This window comes from Parabacteroides sp. AM58-2XD, from assembly GCF_003463685.1.
GTDB classification, from domain to species: Bacteria; Bacteroidota; Bacteroidia; order Bacteroidales; family Tannerellaceae; genus Parabacteroides; species Parabacteroides segnis.
The window spans coordinates 23,183-37,064 of record NZ_QSDP01000062.1 but is presented as its reverse complement, the minus strand read 5'-3'; the positions used below and the strand labels follow the sequence as shown (position 1 = coordinate 37,064).

Sequence of the window (13,882 nt, the reverse complement as noted above, 5' to 3'; positions counted from 1 at the left end):
ACCCCATCCTAAAATATCAAAGTTTTCAGATAATACAGAATTTGTGAAAATATATAATAAGATTCATCAGTATGTAGTGACGGAAAAGCATTTTTTGGATAAAAATATAACTATGAATATCATTGTTCGTCAATGTAATGTCGGGAAAAATTATTGAATAAAGTTCTTCGTTTAAAAGATGATGTAGCTTTTCATGGATATATAAATAAACAGCGTGTTATTTATGCTTCTACTTTATTGCTTGATCCTTCTAATAAATTGATTGAAGTGGTTGCTTCAGAATCGTGCTTTAATAATTCCCGGACATTTGTTCGTAATTTCAAAGCAGTATATCATATGACTCCCAGTGAATTTCGTCGTTCTCATTGGAAAGGGAACCCTTGATTTTATAGGTAAGCTGTCTAATGAACGGACAAAAACGATTTTGTCCTAAGGTGGCTTCTATTTGTCATCTTCATGCCTTGTTTTTACTTGCTTGCTCTCTTTTTTTGTTATTTCTTTGCATCAGAGATAAATGATAAAAATAAAAGGTATTAAAGTATATAGATGCATAGGCATACCTTATCTATGAAAAAGAGAAAGAAGAAGTGATTCTTCTTTGAGTAGTCTGATGAAGACGTTTGTCGGACTACTTTTTCTAGAATACTCGTAGCCTATGATTAAATTTATGTTTTTTCTTTTTATTCATTTGGAGAGGTTGATCAACTTTATTTTTTCATAGTTTTTGATTTAGTAATCAGGTAAGGTCCCGGCTTGTGAAAGTCGGGACTTTTGGTATACAAAAAAAGGATAACCTTTCGATTATCCTTTTTTCAGAGAGCGGAAGACGGGGCTCAAACCCGCGACCCTCAGCTTGGAAGGCTAATGCTCTATCAACTGAGCTACTTCCGCAATTTTTATTGCTTTTGAAATAGTAGTGGGCAGTGATGGATTCGAACCACCGAAGTCGAAAGACAGCTGAGTTACAGTCAGCCCCATTTGGCCACTCTGGTAACTGCCCCTATTATTTTCAATTGCAGTGCAAAGGTACGATTATTTTTGAAACCTGCAAGCGTTTAGTCAGAAAAATGAACCATTTTTAATGCAGTCACTGCTGCTTCATCCCCTTTGTTTCCGTACTTACCGCCTGCACGATCTTCCGATTGCTGCATGTTGTCGGTAGTTAACAGACCGAAAATGAATGGGATATCATACATCAGGTTTAGTTCGGTAACACCTTGTGTAACGCCTGAACAAACATAATCAAAATGTGGAGTATCGCCTCTGACAACACAGCCAAGAACGATCACTGCGTTTACATCTTTTGTTTCAGCCATGCGTTTTGCACCAAAAGTCAGTTCGAAACTACCCGGTACACGTTTCACATAGATATTTTCCGGTTTTACACCATGTTTTTCCAGAGTGTTGCAGGCACCTTCCAGTAATTTCTCGGTGATGTGCTTATTCCACTCTGCGACTACAATACCGAACGTCATTTCTGAACCGTCAGGAACACTGTTGAAGTCGTAGTCTGATAAATTTTGATAAGCTGTAGCCATAACTTTTTATTTAAAATAAAAGGATGCCTTTTTTGATGGACATCCTTTTATATAGTTCATATCGTATGATAATATTATTTTGCAGCAGAAGCGCGAGCGATATATTTGTCAATATCGGCAGCTTCCATTGAGTTGAAATATTTTTCTTTGATCGTAGTGTATGCTTTAACTGCATCGCTATATTGTTTCTGGTTTTCGTAGGCAATACCTGCTTTTTTCAGATAAACCGGGCTGATCACTTCGTTGTCTGCTTTCTTAGCAGCTTTTTCGAAATAGCTGATACCTTCTTTTACATTACCCATATTTACATAGCAGTCACCGATCAGGCCGATGATAGCCGGAGAAATCATATTGTCGTCTCCGCTGAATGATTTCAGTTTGTCAAGAGCTTTTTCGGTTTCTCCCATCTTGAAATAACAGATACCTGCATAAGCCTTTGCCAGGTTACCGGAAGCAGTACTTCCATATTGGTCGATGATACCTTCGAATCCGTCAAAGTCAGCGCCATTACCGTTTAAAGCCAGATTGAAAGAATCTTTAGCGAAATACTGTTCTCCTTTAAATATAGCAGCGGCTGCTTTCTTTTCCTGAGGAATCAAATAACCGTGTTTAATTCCTAAAACAGCTCCAACAACGAGTGCGATAGCTATAATTCCGTAAATGATCTTTTTTGAATTGTTTTCAATGAACTGCTCTGATCTTGAAACAATTTCTTCTACTTCTAACTCCGTGTTGGTGTTTTTTTCCTTAGTAGCCATAATGTGTTATAGTTATTTATTATTTTTATCTACTGATTTATGCCAATGGCAATTCAAAGCGCAAAAGTAGTTTTTTTTACTGATATAATCTATACTTAGAAGTATATTTTTTAATTTTGTACGATTAATAAGGTACAGATGATACTCAAAAAGCTTTCTATTCTCAATTATAAAAATATTCTTCAGGCGGAAGTCGCTTTCTCTCCGAAAATGAATTGTTTCTTTGGAAACAATGGGATGGGGAAGACGAACCTGCTGGATGTAATCCACTATCTTTCGTTTTGCAAGAGTCATATCAATACTCCTGATAGTCAGATTATAAATAATGATCAGGACATGTGCGTTATCCAGGGTGAATATGATTATGAAGGGAGAAGCGAGGATATATTCTGTGCTATCCGCCGCCGCCAGCGGAAACAGTTCAAACGGAATAAAAAGGAATATGATAAGTTGTCCGAACACATCGGACTCCTTCCTTTGGTTATGGTGTCGCCGGCCGACTCGGATCTGATCCGGGGAGGGAGTGACGAACGCCGCCGCTTTCTGGATCTGATAATTTCGCAACAGGACAAACAATATCTGCATGCCCTGATACAATATAACAAGGCTTTGCTCCAGCGGAATATTCTTTTGAAGAATCAAAGTATGGACACTTCTTTGTATGAAGTGCTGGAAATGCAATTGGATATGTATGGGCGGATGGTGTTCGAGAAACGCCAGCTACTGGTGGAAAGTTTTATTCCTATTTTTAACGAATACTATCAAACTATCTGCCGTTCTACCGAACAGGTCGGATTGGGGTATATATCCCAACTGGCAGACCGGAATCTGGCTGAGTCGCTGGCGGTCAACAGGGAGCGTGACCGTATTTTGGGATATACTTCCAACGGTGTTCATAAGGATGAACTGGAAATGACATTGAACGAACAATTAATCCGTAGGGTCGGTTCGCAAGGACAAAATAAAACTTATCTGATAGCACTGAAGTTGGCTCAGTTTGCTTTTCTGACCCGAAAAGGGCAGACAACTCCCATTTTGCTTCTGGATGATATATTTGATAAACTGGATGCGGCACGAGTGGCCGAGATCATCAAGCTGGTTAGTGGAGACAGTTTCGGGCAGATATTTATTACCGATACCAATCGGAAATACCTGGATGAAATCCTGCAGGCAATGAATCATGATTATGCTTTGTTCAGAGTAGAACAGGGTGAAGTTCAACCGATGGAGGATCAGCCATGAAGCGAAAGAATACACAAGCGATCGGTGAAGTCCTGAGAGATTTCTTTGAAGACAATACGGAACTTTATGAAAAGATTCTGGAAATTCGTGTGGAACGTGCCTGGAAAGAAGTGCTCGGACCGATGGTTATGCAATATACCCGTAATATATATGTACGCGATCATATATTATATGTATCGTTGACTTCTGCTGTCTTGAGAAGTGAGCTGACTTTATGCCGTGAACGGTTGGTGAAGAGTCTGAATGAGTATGCCGGGGCAACTGTTATACACGATATTATTATCCGTTGATAATCTCTTTTTCCGTAATGATCATATCCATTTTCTTATCGAAAGATTCGGTAGGGACTGTGTCTTGTAGCTGAAAATCGAAACATATACCGATTTTGGGTGCTTGCAATGTGGATAACAGTCTGTCGTAATATCCTTTACCGCGTCCCATGCGGTTCAGCTGCCGGTCGAAAGCTACACCCGGAACAATGATCAGGTCTATTTCCGATTCATCGACAGTTGTTTCCTGTTCAATGGGTTCCATAATGCCGAAGATGCCCGGCTTAAGGCTGTCAGTACCGTTATAGGGTAACAGGCGGAGATCATCGCCTACAATCAACGGCAGGAGAAGTCGTTTTTTTTCAAACCATTTTTCAAGAAAACCGGCCGTTTGGACTTCGCCGGGTATCGCGTTGTATAGAGCGATACAGGAGCCTGCCGGAAGAGTTCAGTTTCTTCCAGCCGCTTCATTATTTCTTCGGAAAGATCAAGCAATGTAGTCTTCTTGTACGATTTCTTTAGCGAGGCTATGTATTTTCGGAGTTGTTGCTTGGATTCCTGCAATTCCTTTGTCTGCATCTTTTTTTTCTAATGTAGGGACAGATTTACCTTCGTTTATGATCTGGATAGCACGTAATAACGTAGGATCGTCTTTCAGGAAGATCGGATAGAATCCGGCTTCGTCGAAAAAGTTACGTACGATATATGCCTGCAACTGGCTTTCGATCAGCTTTCCTGATATATTGATCAGGTTCGGGCGTTTCTTGATCCCTTTGGTTGCAGCAAAGTTAGTGAAGTCATATAGCAATGGCTGCGATTGCAGGTACTTGTACAGATCCTGGTAAGTCGTGAACGAAGATAATTTTTCACGATTCTGGTCTGAATATTCAAGTGCATACAGATAAAGTGTGCCACTATTGACGATACTTGTGAAATACGTTGTAATTCCGCTTGTATCGCGTGGAATAAATATATCCGGCATGATACCGCCACCACCGTAGACCGTACGTCCCATCATGGTGTTATATTTTTCCGTATGCGTATTCTTGATACTGTCGGCTGAATCGAATTCACCATGGATGAATCGGTTGTATATATCCTGATCATAATCGGTTGAATTACCCATTTCATAATCTTTTTGGATACTTCTTCCGGAAGGAGTATAATAACGGGCGATTGTCAGGCGGATTTCAGAACCGTCGCTCAGTTTGATCGGTGACTGAACCAATCCTTTTCCATACGTACGGCGGCCGATGATCAATCCACGGTCGTTATCCTGGATCGCTCCGGAGAAAATCTCGCTGGCAGAAGCCGAGAACTCATCTGTCAGGACAACGATCGGAGCCTCTTTGCAAGTGCCGGTTCCGTTTGTATAGACATCGTTACGGGGGAAGGCCTTACCTTCCGTGTAAACGATCAGTCGTCCTTCCGGCATGAATTCGTTGACCATATTGATGGCGGCATCCATATAACCTCCCGTATTTCCACGCAGGTCGATAACGAAAGAACTGCATCCTGCTTCTTTCAGTTTGGCGATAGCTGTAATGAATTCGTTATAAGTTGTCCGGCCGAACTTGCTGACTTTGATATAACCAATGCCTTTACTAACCTCGTAGGAAACATCCACAGAGTTGACCGGGACATCACCGCGTGTAACATCGAAATAAAGCAGTTCCGGTTCACCTCCGCGTTTTACTCCCAGTTTAACGGTGCTGTTTTTGGCTCCGCGCACGTACGCATAATTTTTGCCTGGCTGGTGTTATTTCCTGAATAGATCGAGTCGTTGATTGTAATGATACGGTCGAATGGCAATAAACCAGCTTTTTCAGCTGGACCTCCAGAGATAACACTGATCACCAGGATCGTGTCTGTCTGCATATTGAATGATACACCGATACCGCTGAACGATCCTTCGAGGTCTTCATTCACTATTGTCGCGTCTTCGGCAGAAATGTAAACGGAGTGCGGATCCAGTTCACTGAATATTTTAGGAATGGTGCCTTCCACCAGCTTCGCCATATTAACGGTATCGACATATTGTTCGTCGATAATATCGAGTATGGCATTTATTTTATTCCCGCTGGAGAACATACGGCGCTTGCCATGTTGTGTAAGAGAAAGATAATTGTTCCCGATAAAAATTCCGAGAGCAACACTTGCTGCAATGATAACAGGTAACCAAATGGTCAACCTTCTGTTTTTGTCCATAAAAACGTATATTTATTCGTTTATATCAATATAATCTATACTAATACCGGCACGTTGCAATAAATTGCATCCGTCTTCCATCCGGTACTTTTCTGAATATACAACACGCTTAATGCCCGATTGGATGATCAGCTTGGCACATTCGATGCAAGGGGCCGAAGTAACATAGATCGTCGCTCCTTTACTGCTGTTTGAAGATGCCGCCACTTTTGTTATTGCATTCGCTTCGGCATGTAACACATAGGGCTTGGTCACATTATTTTCATCTTCACAGACATTCTCAAAACCGGCAGGTGTCCCGTTGTATCCATCGGAAATGATCATTTGGTCCTTAACTATCAGTGCACCGACCTGACGTCGTTTGCAATATGAATTTTCAGCCCAAACGGCAGCCATCCGCAGATAACGTTTATCTAATTCATATTGTTTCTCTGTTTTTTCGCACATTGTTTACCTGATTTTGTACTTATTACTTTAGCTGGCAAAGGTAAATATAATTGATTTAACTATTGTATGTTTAGCGATTTTTATATCAATTGCTATTTGCTTTCGGTTCAGCCTGTTTTATGCCGTTTCTTATGAGCAGGGCGTCGATAGTCGGCTCCTGTCCGCGGAAGCGTTTATACAGGATTGCCGGGTCTTCGGTTCCTCCTTTTGAAAGGACATTTTCACGGAACGAGCGAGCTGTTTCCCTGTTGAATATGCCTGTGGCTTTGAAGACAGAAAATGCATCAGCATCCAATACTTCCGCCCATTTATATCCGTAATATCCGGCGGCATAGCCTCCGGAAAAGATATGTCCGAAGCTACTGCTCATGAGTGTGCCCGGAACTTCCGGCACGATAACGGTCCGTGCCCAAGCCTGTTTTTCGAAGGCGATGACATCTCCCTCAAACGGTTCGGTCTGTGTATGCCATGCCATATCGAGCATGCCGAAACTTAACTGGCGACAGCAGAAATAGCCGGTGTTAAAGTTGGATGCATCGACCAGCTTCCGGATCAGTTCCTGCGGGATTTTTTCGCCTGTTTCATAATGTACGGCGATCAGGTCGAGAAATTCTTTTTCCGTCAGCCAGTTTTCCATTAGTTGTGAAGGCAGTTCGACAAAGTCGCGATATACATTTGTACCGGACAGGCTGGCGTACTTTCCTTCGGCAAACATTCCGTGCAAGGCATGTCCGAATTCATGCAGAAGCGTATTTACTTCGTCGAAAGTCAGTAAAGAAGGTTTTGTCTCCGTTGGACGTGTGAAATTCATGACGATGATAATCTGTGGACGACTGTCGCTTCCGTCAGCTTCGTGATACTGCTCTTTGATACTGTTCATCCATGCTCCCGATTGTTTTCCGTCACGCGGATGAAAATCAGTATACAGGATGGAAAGGAATTTGCCATCGGCGTCATATACTTCATAAGCATCTACTTCCGGATGATAAACCGGTATTTCCTTGTTCTCTTTGAATGTGATGCCGTATAGCTGTGTGGCAAGTCCGAATACGCCGTTTTTGACATTGTTCAGTTCAAAGTAGGGACGTGTCATTTCATCGTTTACATCGAAACGGATGTCTTTCAGTTTTTCTGAATAATAACTCCAGTCCCAGGGCATGACGGTGATATTTTCTTTTTCCATCCCCATGGCAAAACCCTGTACTGCATTATATTCGTTGATGGCGACCGGCTTATAAGCATCGAGCAATTGATTCAGCAGGTTATAAACAGTAGCCGGATTTTTGGCCATCGTATGCTTAAGCGAATATTCTGCATAGGTGTTGTAACCCATCAATCTGGCTATCTCCAGGCGAATATTGATGATCTGGCGGATGATCTCTTTATTGTCATATTCGTCTCCCTTGTTCCCTACGCTCATATATTCCCGGTACATTGTTTCACGCAATTTGCGTGAATCGGCATATCGCATGAATGGGATATAACTCGGTGCAGTCAGGTTAAATAACCAGCCCTTTTTCCCTTTTTCTTTGGCACGGAGAGCTGCGGCTTCACAAATACTTTCGGGAAGGCCCGACAAATCTTTCTCATCGGTAAGAAGCAGTTCGTACCTGTTTTTGTCCTTCAATGCATTCTGGTCGAATCTCAGAGATAGTACACTCAGGTCTGTGCTTAATTTGCGGTATTTCTCTTTGTCTTCCGGATTCAGGTTGGCACCACGAACGGAGAACGATTCAAATGTTTCTTCCAGCAGCTTGGTATTTTCTGTAGAAAGGTTGAGCCTGTCTTTTTGTTCATACACATTCTTTACACGTGCAAATAGCTTTTCATTCAGAAAGATATTATTAGAACTTTCCGACAACTTGGGGGAGATTCTTTGTGAGATCTCCATCATTTCGTCGTCGGCTTCCGCATTCAATATATTGAAGAAGGCTGAACTGACTTTGTTCAGCAGTCTACCGCTACGTTCCAGAGCGATGATTGTATTTTCGAAGGTTGCCGGCTGTGTATCGTTGGCAATGGCCTGCACTTCACTATCGAGTCGCTTTATTCCCTCGTCGAAAGCCGGTTCGAAATGTTCGTTTTTTATCTCGTTGAAAGGAGGGGTTTCGAAAGGGGTGTTATAACTAAAGAAAAACGGATTATGAGTTGTTTGTGTCATATCTCTTATACATTATATATTATTATAGTCCATATATTGCCGGAAACAACCTGTTTATTTCCGGCACAAAGATGGAAAAAATAGCTGTGCTACTGAATAAATTCCCTCTATATTTCTTAATTATGTTGCCGATCCAATTGTTTGCCGATAGTTATAAGCATAATTGCCGATAATTATCGACAATTATACCGACAGATGTAAGCAAGCTTACCGATAGCTATCGACAAACAGTTGGATCGGCAACAAATCCTTATTGCATCGGCAATAAAGTCTGTCTGTATCGGTATTTGCCAGCAATTGGTATACTATTGTTTCCCGCTTGTGTTTTTATAACTTTCTGCAGAGGTTTTTTGTTTTCTTCTTACTGTGTGTATTTTTTCAAAAAGTATGCAGATCTGTTTTTGGGGGTAGTCTAAGATATTCATAAAGTAGCTTGTTTTGAGTTTTTAACAACTGTTCATGTGTTTGACAACACATGAACGGAAGTCTCTAATTTTCTAAGGAGTTATTTATCAAACGTTTTGGTGTTGTAAAAAAAATAGTTTCTAAATAAATATGAAAGCTGATTTGTTTTTTTTGTTTTTAAGTGATACATTTGGTCTGTATATCATATCATTTTCATTATATAAGCATAAACTAAAACCAAATATAAAATTATGAGTTATCTTAAATTTGACAAGACTCTTATGACAAACCTGGAGGAGTCTCTACCAAGGGAGATTCTTCGTACGAATCGTTCGGGAGCCTATCACTGTACAACTATCGCGGATTGTAATACGCGAAAGTATCATGGATTACTTGTCATTCCGGTGCCAGAACTAGATGATGAAAACCATGTGTTGCTATCATCGTTGGATGAAACGGTTATACAGCATGGGGCTGAATTTAATTTAGGTCTTCATAAGTATCAGGGTGATAACTATAGTCCGAACGGGCATAAATACATCCGTGAATTTGAATGTGAGAAAGTACCGACAACAATCTACAGAGTAGGTGGAGTTGTTTTGAAAAAAGAAAAGCTTTTTGTTCATCATGAAAACCGGATTTTGATTCGGTATACATTGTTGGATGCGCATTCTGCTACAACCTTGCGTTTGCGTCCGTTTTTAGCTTTTCGTAGTGTACGTGAATATACCCATGAGAATTCACAGGCTAGTCGTGAGTATCAGGTTGTCACAAACGGTATTAAGACATGTATGTATCCGGGATATCCCGAATTGTACATGCAGTTAAATAAAAAGAATGAGTTCCATTTTCAACCGGACTGGTATCGTGGTATCGAATATCCGAAAGAACAGGAGAGAGGATATGATTTCAATGAAGACCTTTATGTTCCCGGGTATTTTGAAGTAGATATCAAAAAAGGTGAAAGCATTGTTTTCTCCGGAGGTGTTTCCGAGACGGGTACACGTGCGTTGAAAAAGACGTTTGAAGAAGAAATGGAAGAGCGTACTCCGCGTGATACATTTAAACATTGTCTGATCAATGCTGCTCATCAATTTCTGAATAAGCAGGGCGACGAGTTTTATATTCTGGCCGGTTATCCCTGGTTTAAGTGCCGTGCCCGCGACATGTTTATATCCTTGCCGGGACTGACGCTGGCTATCAACGAAAAGTCCAAATTTGAGCTTGTGATGGAAACAGCCCGTAAAGCTTTGTATGCTTTCATGAATAATGAACCGAGCCACCTACGGGTTTATGAAATGGATCATCCCGATATTTTACTTTGGGCAGTGTGGTGTATCCAGCAGTATGCTAAGATGGTGTCACGCGATGCATGTCGTGAGAAATATGGTGTATTGTTGGAGGATATCATGGCATTTATTTGCAGTAATAAACATCCTAATCTGTCTTTACTTGACAACGGTTTGTTGTATACTCGCGGAACAGAGAAGGCTGTTACATGGATGAACTCTACAGCTAATGGGCGACCGGTAATACCTCGGACTGGTTTTGTTGTAGAAATTAATACTTTGTGGTATAATGCCCTATGTTTTGTAGGCGAATTGCTAGGTGAGGCAGGAAATGAACAATTAAGTACTGAATTATCTGTTTTGGCTGAAAGAAGCGGTAAGTCGTTTCTCGAAACATTTTTGAACGAGTACGGTTATTTGTTAGACTATGTAGATGGAAATATGATGGACTGGAGTGTCCGTCCTAATATGATATTTGCCGTAGCTTTGGATTATTCTCCTTTGAATGCCAGCCAGAAAAAAGGGGTACTTGATATTGTAACGAAAGAATTACTTACGCCAAAAGGTCTTCGTTCGTTGAGCCCGAAGAGCGGAGGTTATAATCCGAATTATGTAGGGCCTCAGATTCAGCGCGATTATGCCTATCATCAAGGTACTGCATGGCCATGGTTGGCAGGTTTTTATTTCGAAGCTTATCTTCGTATTTATAAAATGAGTGCCTTGGGTTTTATTGAACGCTATTTGATCGGTTATGAAGATGAGATGTCTTCTCACTGTATCGGATCTATTTCTGAACTGTTTGATGGAAATCCTCCTTTCAAAGGACGCGGTGCTGTTTCTTTTGCTATGAATGTGGCAGAAATATTGCGAGTGTTATATTTATTGAGTAAATACAATTATTAATAGGAGGAGCCAATATGAAAGTATTAATGTTTGGATGGGAATTTCCTCCCAAAATATATGGTGGTCTTGCTGTAGCATCCTATGGGATTACAAAAGGATTGAGTTTGCAGGGAGATGTAGAAACGACTTTCTGTCTTCCGAAGCCGACCGGGGAAGAAGAAGGTTTTTTGAATATCATCGGTATGAACCAGGTGCCGATTGTGTGGCGTGATGTCGATTATAACTATGTCAAGTCGCGGTTGCCTCATTATATGACGCCGGAGCAGTATTATGCTTTTCGTGATCATATTTATGCCGACTTTTCTCATATGCATGTCAATGATTTGGGATGTATGGAATTTGCCGGAGGATATCCGGGTAATCTTCATGATGAGATCAATAACTTTTCTATTATAGCCGGAGTTATAGCTCGGCAACAGCAGTTCGATATAATTCATGCGCATGACTGGCTGACTTATCCGGCAGGTGTACATGCGAAGCTGGTAAGTGGAAAACCATTATGTATCCATGTTCATGCGACTGATTTTGACCGTTCACGTGGAAAGGTGAATCCAACCGTGTATGCGATGGAGAAGAACGGTATGGATCATGCTGATTGTATCATGTGTGTATCGGAGTTGACTCGTCAGACAGTTATCCGTGAATATCATCAGGATCCCCGTAAATGTTTTGCTATGCACAATGCCGTTTATCCGCTTTCGCAGGAGTTGCTGGATATACCTCGTCCGGAACATCCGAAAGAAAAAGTGGTTACGTTCCTTGGACGTATCACGATGCAGAAAGGACCGGAATATTTTGTAGAAGCGGCAGCTTTGGTATTGAAACGCTCACGCAATATCCGTTTCGTAATGGCGGGATCGGGTGATATGTTGAATGCCATGATCAATTTGGCCGCTGAGCGCGGTATTGCCGATCGTTTCCATTTTCCGGGTTTTCAACGTGGACGCCAGGTGTATGAAGCATATAAAAACAGTGATGTGTTCGTGATGCCTTCCGTTTCCGAGCCATTCGGTATTGCTCCGTTGGAAGCGATGCAGTGCGGAACGCCTTCTATTATCTCAAAGCAGTCCGGATGCGGTGAAATTCTTGATAAAGTGATTAAAACAGATTATTGGGATATCAATGCAATGGCCGACGCAATTTATTCTCTTTGTACGAATGAATCTCTTTTCAAATACCTTCAGGAAGAAGGAAAGAAGGAGGTCGATGGCATTACGTGGGAAAAAGTCGGTTTGCGAATCCGAGCACTTTATGAGGAAGTTTTAAAGAATTACGGTAAATAATAAAACAATAACTAGATATGAAAACAATCTGTCTTTATTTTGAAATACATCAAATCATTCATCTGAAACGTTATCGCTGCTTTGATATAGGTACCGATCATTACTACTATGATGATTATGAAAATGAACGCAGTATCAGTGATATTGCAGCACGTTCGTATATTCCTGCTCTGACAACATTGCTTGAAATGGCAAAAGAGAATGGTGGGGCATTTAAAGTTGCATTTTCAATCTCTGGTGTGGCCATGGAGCAATTGGAGGTATATGCCCCAAGAGTGATCGAACTGTTGCATCAGTTGAATGATACCGGTTGCTGTGAGTTCTTGTGTGAACCTTATTCGCACGGTTTGTCTTCATTGGCTAATGAAGAGTGTTTCCGGGAAGAGGTAGACCGTATGAAGAAAAAGATCAAACAGGTATTCGGACAAACTCCGAAAGTGTTCCGTAATTCAAGCTTGATCTATTCGAATGAAATCGGTGCTTTGGTTGCCAGCATGGGATTTAAAGGTATGTTGACGGAAGGTGCTAAGCATGTTTTAGGTTGGAAGAGCGCTCATTATTTATATCATTGTGCATATAACCCGAATCTGAAGTTGTTGCTTCGTGATTTCAAATTGTCGGATGATATTAGTTTGCGTTTCTCTAATTCAAGTTGGAGTGAGTATCCATTGTTTGCTGATAAGTATATGGATTGGATTGCTGCATTTCCTGAAGAAGAGCAGGTTATCAATATATTTATGGAACTTGGGGCTTTGGGAATTGCCCAACCGTTATCTTCTAATATCTTGAGTTTTATCAAAGCATTGCCTGCTTGTGCAAAAGAAAGAGGTATTACTTTCTCTACACCGACGGATATTGTGACTAAATTGAAATCGGTGGATCAGGTTGATGTTCCTTATCCGATGTCGTGGATAGATGAAGAAAGAGATACTAGTTGTTGGTTGGGGAACGTGATGCAGCGGGAAGCATTCAATAAGCTTTATAGTGTAGCAGAACGTGTTCATTTGTCTGACGACCGTCGTATCAAGCAGGACTGGGACTATCTGCAAGCAAGTAATAATTTCCGTTTCATGACTACAAAGAATACGGGCATTTGGTTGAATCGCGGTATTTATGATTCTCCTTATGATGCGTTTACGAATTATATGAATATCCTGGGGGATTTCATCAGTCGTGTGAATGCTTTGTACCCAATTGATGTGGATAATGAAGAATTAAACTCATTGTTGATAACTATTAAGAATCAGGGCATTGAGATCGAGACACTTCAGAAAGAAGTCGATAAGTTGAAAAAGAAAGCTGCAAAAAAGAAATAATAGTTTTTTAATAATAAAAAAGCGGATAATCAGAAGAAATTATCCGCTTTTTTTATGAATTTA

Annotated in this window: 10 protein-coding genes, 2 tRNA genes and 2 pseudogenes; 6 read left to right on the top strand and 8 right to left on the bottom strand. The window is 40.9% G+C overall.

Translation table 11 applies throughout. The features are described 5' to 3' along the window. Positions 1-153 precede the first annotated feature (153 nt). A complete protein-coding gene (locus DXA15_RS26680; RefSeq protein ID WP_233567327.1) occupies positions 154-384 on the top strand; it encodes a helix-turn-helix domain-containing protein in 231 nt (76 codons plus the stop codon). Positions 385-818: 434 nt separating this feature from the next. On the opposite strand, the gene DXA15_RS15550 is transcribed toward DXA15_RS26680, so the two are convergent. The 4 genes from DXA15_RS15550 to DXA15_RS15535 all read right to left on the bottom strand — a co-directional run bounded on the left by DXA15_RS15550 (position 819) and on the right by DXA15_RS15535 (position 2,296). Then, positions 819-891 (bottom strand) — tRNA-Gly (locus DXA15_RS15550). A 26-nt stretch (positions 892-917) separates the two neighbouring features. Continuing rightward, positions 918-1,000: transfer RNA gene (locus tag DXA15_RS15545), tRNA-Tyr, on the bottom strand. 55 nt (positions 1,001-1,055) lie between these two features. Then, positions 1,056-1,538 carry a 6,7-dimethyl-8-ribityllumazine synthase gene (gene ribH / locus DXA15_RS15540; protein ID WP_007654108.1) on the bottom strand — a complete coding sequence of 161 codons (483 nt, stop codon included), beginning with the start codon at positions 1,536-1,538 and terminating at the stop codon, positions 1,056-1,058. Between the two features lie 74 nt (positions 1,539-1,612). Further along, a complete protein-coding gene (locus tag DXA15_RS15535; RefSeq protein ID WP_007654107.1) occupies positions 1,613-2,296 on the bottom strand; it encodes a tetratricopeptide repeat protein in 684 nt (227 codons plus the stop codon). 138 nt (positions 2,297-2,434) lie between these two features. Here DXA15_RS15535 and DXA15_RS15530 point away from each other — a divergent pair, with 138 nt between their 5' ends. Next, complete coding sequence (locus DXA15_RS15530) at positions 2,435-3,538, top strand: DNA replication/repair protein RecF (protein WP_128134601.1); 1,104 nt, start codon at positions 2,435-2,437, stop codon at positions 3,536-3,538. Further along, on the top strand, positions 3,535-3,828 hold the full coding sequence (locus DXA15_RS15525; RefSeq protein ID WP_007654102.1) for a DUF721 domain-containing protein: 294 nt from the start codon (positions 3,535-3,537) through the stop codon (positions 3,826-3,828). The genes DXA15_RS15530 and DXA15_RS15525 overlap by 4 nt, the downstream gene beginning before the upstream one ends. Here the strand turns inward: DXA15_RS15525 and DXA15_RS15520 are convergent. From DXA15_RS15520 to DXA15_RS15505, 4 genes and pseudogenes are all read right to left on the bottom strand, one after another. Next, positions 3,818-4,278 (bottom strand): annotated as a pseudogene (locus DXA15_RS15520) (5-formyltetrahydrofolate cyclo-ligase). The gene DXA15_RS15525 and the pseudogene DXA15_RS15520 overlap by 11 nt on opposite strands. Before the next feature lie 16 nt (positions 4,279-4,294). Beyond that, positions 4,295-6,015: pseudogene (locus tag DXA15_RS15515) on the bottom strand (S41 family peptidase). A gap of 12 nt (positions 6,016-6,027) precedes the next feature. Beyond that, entirely contained in the window at positions 6,028-6,462 is a 435-nt protein-coding gene (locus DXA15_RS15510) for a dCMP deaminase family protein (protein ID WP_007654099.1), read from the bottom strand. Between the two features lie 85 nt (positions 6,463-6,547). Beyond that, positions 6,548-8,623, bottom strand: coding sequence for a M3 family metallopeptidase (locus tag DXA15_RS15505; protein WP_128134600.1), 2,076 nt, complete (start codon positions 8,621-8,623; stop codon positions 6,548-6,550). Between the two features lie 656 nt (positions 8,624-9,279). On the opposite strand from DXA15_RS15505, the gene DXA15_RS15500 reads away from it, so the two are divergent. From DXA15_RS15500 to DXA15_RS15490, 3 genes are read left to right on the top strand one after another with little or no spacing between them, the layout of a single operon-like run. Then, complete coding sequence (locus DXA15_RS15500; protein ID WP_044215229.1) at positions 9,280-11,220, top strand: glycogen debranching enzyme N-terminal domain-containing protein; 1,941 nt, start codon at positions 9,280-9,282, stop codon at positions 11,218-11,220. Between the two features lie 14 nt (positions 11,221-11,234). Then, a complete protein-coding gene (locus DXA15_RS15495) occupies positions 11,235-12,503 on the top strand; it encodes a glycosyltransferase family 4 protein (RefSeq protein ID WP_010800450.1) in 1,269 nt (422 codons plus the stop codon). Between the two features lie 17 nt (positions 12,504-12,520). Continuing rightward, entirely contained in the window at positions 12,521-13,819 is a 1,299-nt protein-coding gene (locus tag DXA15_RS15490) for a glycoside hydrolase family 57 protein (protein WP_128134599.1), read from the top strand. Positions 13,820-13,882 lie beyond the last annotated feature (63 nt).

Excerpts from the sequence above, each read along its gene's own strand:
- ribH (WP_007654108.1), bottom strand. The coding sequence starts at position 1,538 with ATGGCTACAGCTTATCAAAATTTATCAGACTACGACTTCAACAGTGTT.
- DXA15_RS15495 (WP_010800450.1), top strand. The coding sequence starts at position 11,235 with ATGAAAGTATTAATGTTTGGATGGGAATTTCCTCCCAAAATATATGGT.
- DXA15_RS15500 (WP_044215229.1), top strand. The coding sequence starts at position 9,280 with ATGAGTTATCTTAAATTTGACAAGACTCTTATGACAAACCTGGAGGAG.
- DXA15_RS15530 (WP_128134601.1), top strand. The coding sequence starts at position 2,435 with ATGATACTCAAAAAGCTTTCTATTCTCAATTATAAAAATATTCTTCAG.
- DXA15_RS15510 (WP_007654099.1), bottom strand. The coding sequence starts at position 6,462 with ATGTGCGAAAAAACAGAGAAACAATATGAATTAGATAAACGTTATCTG.
- DXA15_RS15490 (WP_128134599.1), top strand. The coding sequence starts at position 12,521 with ATGAAAACAATCTGTCTTTATTTTGAAATACATCAAATCATTCATCTG.
- DXA15_RS15525 (WP_007654102.1), top strand. The coding sequence starts at position 3,535 with ATGAAGCGAAAGAATACACAAGCGATCGGTGAAGTCCTGAGAGATTTC.
- DXA15_RS15535 (WP_007654107.1), bottom strand. The coding sequence starts at position 2,296 with ATGGCTACTAAGGAAAAAAACACCAACACGGAGTTAGAAGTAGAAGAA.
- DXA15_RS15505 (WP_128134600.1), bottom strand. The coding sequence starts at position 8,623 with ATGACACAAACAACTCATAATCCGTTTTTCTTTAGTTATAACACCCCT.